Consider the following 5,427-nt stretch of genomic DNA (forward strand, 5'->3'; position numbering starts at 1 on the left):
CTCGCCGATCCCGGGACCGAGATTTCTGGGCCGAACAGACCACCGACCTGCCCGACCCGGTCAGCCTGGGCCGCGGAACCCCTCTCCCGGAGAGCCCGGCCGTGGTGGTCGGAGCGCCGGTGCCCGCACGCGTGAACGCGTACCTCACCCGCGGAGGCATGGGGTTCACGGCGATCGTGGTGGCCGCCTTCGCGGCCTTCCTGTCGGCGATGACCGGCACCGAGGACATTCTGCTCGCGCTTCCGGTAACAGCCAGAACCACAGCGGCACTGCGTCGTTCAGCGGGGTCGGTGTCGAATGTCGTCCCGCTGCGACTGCGGCGGGTGCGCTCGGTGTCCATCGCCGAGGCCGTCCGCAACGCCGAGACGGCGATCATCGGGGCACTGCGCCATCAACGCTACCGGCGCGAAGACATCGGCCGCGACCTTTCCTCGGGTCGCGCTGATCCCACCCACTTCGGGCCGGTGATCAACCTGATGATGTTCGCGCAACAGATCTCGCTGGGCACGGTCACCGGTCGCATACGGGTGTTGACCACCGGACCGGTAATGGACCTGGCAGTCAACGTGTACCCCGGATCCGATGCCGTGTTGCCGCGGATCGACTTCGAAGCGAACCGATCGGTCTACGACGACGACGATCTCGCCGCACACCATCAACGATTCATGACTTACCTGAGCCGGTTCACCGCCGAGCTCCCCTCCTTCCCGGTCGGTGACCTGGATGTGTTCGTCCCCGGCGAGCGCCGAGTTTTCGCGCCGGTTCAGGGGTCCGCCGATGCGCCACCCACCACGCTCGACGTGCTGTTGACCTCCGCCCTCCCACACGGCGCCGCCGCGCCGGCGCTTCAGTCGGCCGACGGCACTGTCGTCACCTACCGTGAACTCGACGAACGATCCACCCGATTGGCACGGGCACTGATCGGACGCGGTATCGGCCCGGAATCCCTTGTCGCCGTCGCCGCACCACGATCGGCCGAGTCCGTCACCGCACTGTGGGCGATCGCCAAGACCGGTGGCGCGTGGGTCCCGATCGACCCGAGCCACCCGATCGACCGCATTGCCCACACGGTCACCGACTGCGGTGCACGACTCGGTCTGGCTACCGCCGCGTCCCGTGACCGGCTCCCGGACTCGCTCGAATGGTTACCCCTGGACGGTCCCGGAGCGGGGGCGTTACTCGAACCCTACGATCCGCTGCCGATCGACGACCGCGAGCGCACCACCCCGGTGCGGCCCGAGCATCCGGCGTACGTGATCTACACCTCCGGGTCGACCGGAACCCCGAAGGGTGTCGTCGTCACCCACACCGGCCTGGCGAACCTCGCCCAGGAAATCCGCGACAAATACGCGATCACCGCCCGATCCCGGGTGCTGCACCTGACATCACCGACCTTCGACACCGCACTGGTGGAGATGCTGGCCGCGGCGATCACCGGCGCCACCCTGGTCGTCGCGTCTGCCGCCGCGGTCGGAGGAGACGAGCTCACCGCACTCCTGCGTGCCCGGCGCATCACCCACCTGCTCGCCACACCCTCCGTGCTCGCGACCGTCGATTCCGCCCATCTACCCGACCTGAAGCTGGTCCTGTCCGGCGGTGAGGCCTGCCCACCACAACTGGTTCAGACCTGGGGCACAAGCCGGGTGATGCGCAATGCGTACGGGCCCACCGAAACCACCTGCAGCGTCACCCTCACCGAGCCGCTGCAGCCCGGTGCACCGATCACGATCGGACCACTCATGCGTGGGGTGCGGGCCGTCGTACTCGACTGCCGCCTGCAGCCGCTGCCACCCGGAGCGGCCGGGGAGCTGTACCTGGCCGGACCGGGACTGGCCCGAGGCTACCGAGCTCGGGCGGCACTGACCGCCGCCGCGTTCGTCGCCGACCCACTCGGCGCCCCCGGAATGCGGATGTACCGCACCGGCGACCGGGTCCGGTGGACCGATTCCGGTGAGCTCGAGTTCCTCGGACGCACCGACGGTCAGGTCAAGATTCACGGCGTCCGCATCGAACTCGGCGAGATCGACTCCGTTCTCGGTGAGCACCCCGCGGTGCGCTTCGCCGCCAGCACCGTGCACCGGCGCCCCTCCGGTCACCACGTCCTGCTCTCCTACGTCACCACGGCAGGGTCGGTGACGGTCAGCACCGAGGAACTGCGGGAGTGGGCGTCCAAACGCCTTCCGCGGAACCTGGTTCCCGCTTCGATCACGTTGCTCGACGCGGTACCGCTCACCCCGACCGGCAAACTCGACCGCAGCGCGCTGCCCGCTCCACGGTTCACCGGTTCGGCCCGCTACCGACAGCCGAGTACTCCGGACGAGGAATTGGTGGCCGAGATCTTCGCCGATGTCCTGGAGGTCACCGGCGTCGGTGCCGACCATTCGTTTTTCGACCTCGGCGGCGATTCGCTGTCCGCCACCCGTGTCGTCGGACGAATCCACGAGCGGACCGGGGCCGTGATCGGACTCCGGGACGTGTTCGATGCCCCCACCGTGGCAGCGCTGGCGGCACGCCTGACCGCACCCGACACGGGGGCCGACACTCCGATCCTCGGCGATATCGCTGTGCCGCAGCACATTCCGCTGTCGCCCACCCAGCGGGGGATCGACCGCACGATCACCGACCGCGGGCACTACAATCTGCCGTTCACGATCGACATCCATGGCCCGCTCGACCACTCGGCACTCTCTCACGCGGTCGCGGATCTGCTAGCACGCCACCCCACCCTGCGGACCGTCTACCCCGATACCGACTCCGGGCCCTGCCAACGGGTCCTCGACGTCGACGCCGGCCTCCCGGACCTGACACCGGTCACCGTTGCCTCCGGCGACGCCCTGGGGCATATCCTCAACGACGGGTTCGATGTTCGCGTGCACCCTCCGGTGCGTATCCGCGTGGTTCGGCACCGCCCCGATCATCACGTGATCGCCTGCGCGCTCCACCACATCGCCGTCGACGGCTGGTCCCTGGCCCTGCTCGCCCGTGACCTCGTCCACGCGTACACCGCCCGCGCCGCTGGAACCGCACCCGCTTGGTCGACCCCGCGGACCGACTACGTCGACTACACGCTGTGGAAGCTGGCGCTGCTCGGCGAACCGCACACCCCCGACAGCGCCCTGGCCACGCAGGCCGCGTTCTGGCGCAACGAACTGGCCGGGCTGCGCGGTCACCTCCCCATGCCCACCGACCGACCCCGCCCCACGGAATGGTCGCATCGCGGCGCCCGGTGGAACTTCACTCTCGACGCCTCCACCCACCGAACCCTGCACGCCGCCGCCACCAGACACGGCACCGGAGTCTTCACCGCGCTCCGTGCGGCGGTCGCAGTCACCTTCGCCCGGCTCACCGGCGATCCCGACATCGCCGTCGGTGTGCCCGTCGCAGGACGCGGAAACCCCGAACTCGACAACTTGGTGGGAATGTTCGTCAACACCCTGGTGCTGCGCACCCGGGTCGAACCGACGATGACCTTCGACCAGGTGATCGCTGCCGCACGCGATACCGAACTGCGCGCCCATGCGAACAGCGACGTGCCGCTCGACGACCTGATCTCGATTCTGGACCCACCTCGATCCGCCGCGTTGCATCCGTTCTTTCAGATCGCGATGTCCTTCGAGAACTTCCCGCCTGCCGAACTCGACGTCGACGGCCTGCATTTCACGATCACGCCGCGGCCGCCCGACATCGCCAAGTGCGATCTGCATTTCTTTTTCACCGAGCGCCGCGACGCCGCCGGAGACGTCCACGGCATCGACGCGCAGGTGCTCTACGCCACCGATTTGTTCGACGAGGCCACAATCCGCCGGTTCGACAGCGCCCTTCGCGCCGTCCTCGCCGGCGTTCGCTGAGCGGGAGGCGACGGCGCCCATACGGCGTCATCTCGCCGTCAACCGAGCACGCCAGGGTGGCGACGGCGTCGCGTCAACGTTATTGTTTGCGTATGAATGCAGATAGTGGTTCATGTCGGCGGCGGTTGCCGGACGATCAGGTCGATCTGGTGGTCGAGGTGTTCCGGATGCTGGCCGATTCAACGCGTGTGCAGGTGTTGTGGGCGTTGGTGGATCGCGAGTGCTCGGTCAACGACCTCGCCGAGCATGTGGGGAAGCCGGCGCCCTCGGTGTCGCAGCATCTGGCGAAGCTGCGGATGGCGCGGCTGGTCCGCACCCGGAAGGAGGGCACCCAGGTGATTTACCGGTTGGAGAACGATCACGTCCGCCAGCTGGTCACCGATGCGGTGTTCAATGCCGAGCATGCCGGGCCAGGGGTGCCCGGCCATCACCGCACCGGCGACGATCTGCGCATCCTGCATCCCGAATCCGATATCGCCGGGCCGCCGGTTCGCGTCGGGGAGAACCCAGCATGAGTCACACCCCGAAATCCGCCCCGGCCAGTCACGGCCACGGACACGGGCACGGCCACGGCCACGCTCGTGGTGGCCGGTTCGGTGCCGCGGTGCGGGAGGTGTTCGCCCCGCACAGTCACGACGCCGCGGACAGTGTCGACGACGCCCTCGAGTCCAGCGCCATCGGCATCCGGGCGGTGAAGATCAGCCTGGTCGCCCTGGGTGTCACCGCGATCGCGCAGCTCGCGATCGTGGCGGTGTCCGGGTCGGTGGCACTGTTGGCGGACACGGTGCACAACTTCTCCGATGCGCTGACCGCGATCCCCCTGTGGATCGCGTTCGCGCTCGGCCGGCGGGCGGCCACCCGCCGCTACACCTACGGTTTCGGGCGGGCCGAGGACCTGGCCGGGTTGTTCGTGGTCGCGATGATCACCCTGTCCGCGGTGATCGCCGGCATCGAGGCGGTGCACCGGCTGATCAACCCGGTCCCGATCGAACACGTGGGCTGGGTCGCCGCGGCCGGGCTCGTCGGATTCCTCGGCAACGAACTCGTCGCCCTCTACCGCATCCGGGTCGGCCGCCAGATCGGCTCCGCGGCCCTCGTCGCCGACGGACTACACGCCCGCACGGACGGATTCACCTCGCTGGCGGTGCTGTTCGGCGCCGGCGGCGTGGCGCTCGGTTTCCCGCTGGCGGACCCGATCGTCGGCCTGGTGATCACGGTGGCGATCGTCGCCGTGCTGCGCACCGCGGTGCGGGACGTGTTCCGTCGTCTGATGGACGGTGTCGACCCCGAACTCGTCGATGCCGCCGAGGGATCGCTGTCCGCCGAACCCGGGGTGCGCAGTGTGCGCAGTGTGCGGATGCGGTGGATCGGGCACCGACTGCACGCCGATGTCGAACTCGACATCGACCCCGACACCAGCCTCGCCGACGCCCACCGTCTCGCGCACGAGGCCGAACACACTCTTACCCACGCGGTGCCGAAACTGTCCACCGCACTCGTCCACGCCTATCCCGCTCACAGACCCGTCGCCGTCGGCAAACACTGACGCATCAGGGGCGAGACGAATCACCAGGGTCCG

The 5,427-nt window shown here is 68.7% G+C and carries 3 protein-coding genes; all 3 read left to right on the top strand.

The window, feature by feature from the left end:
- Positions 1-3,848, top strand: a 3,848-nt coding sequence (locus WAW17_RS26900; protein ID WP_422335914.1) for an amino acid adenylation domain-containing protein, incomplete at its 5' end; no start/stop codon positions are given.
- A gap of 92 nt (positions 3,849-3,940) precedes the next feature.
- The gene (locus tag WAW17_RS26905; protein WP_422335915.1) at positions 3,941-4,363 is read left to right on the top strand and encodes an ArsR/SmtB family transcription factor; all 423 of its coding nucleotides are present in this window, start codon (positions 3,941-3,943) and stop codon (positions 4,361-4,363) included.
- A complete protein-coding gene (locus WAW17_RS26910; protein WP_422335916.1) occupies positions 4,360-5,394 on the top strand; it encodes a cation diffusion facilitator family transporter in 1,035 nt (344 codons plus the stop codon). Before WAW17_RS26905 ends, WAW17_RS26910 begins: the two co-directional genes overlap by 4 nt.
- Positions 5,395-5,427: the final 33 nt, after the last annotated feature.

The organism is Rhodococcus sp. (in: high G+C Gram-positive bacteria), from assembly GCF_049286785.1.
GTDB lineage: Bacteria > Actinomycetota > Actinomycetes > Mycobacteriales > Mycobacteriaceae > Rhodococcus_F.

What these genes read in the sequence shown, in the direction of transcription:
- WAW17_RS26910 (WP_422335916.1), top strand. Translation starts at nt 4,360, where the DNA reads ATGAGTCACACCCCGAAATCCGCCCCGGCCAGTCACGGCCACGGACAC.
- WAW17_RS26905 (WP_422335915.1), top strand. Translation starts at nt 3,941, where the DNA reads ATGAATGCAGATAGTGGTTCATGTCGGCGGCGGTTGCCGGACGATCAG.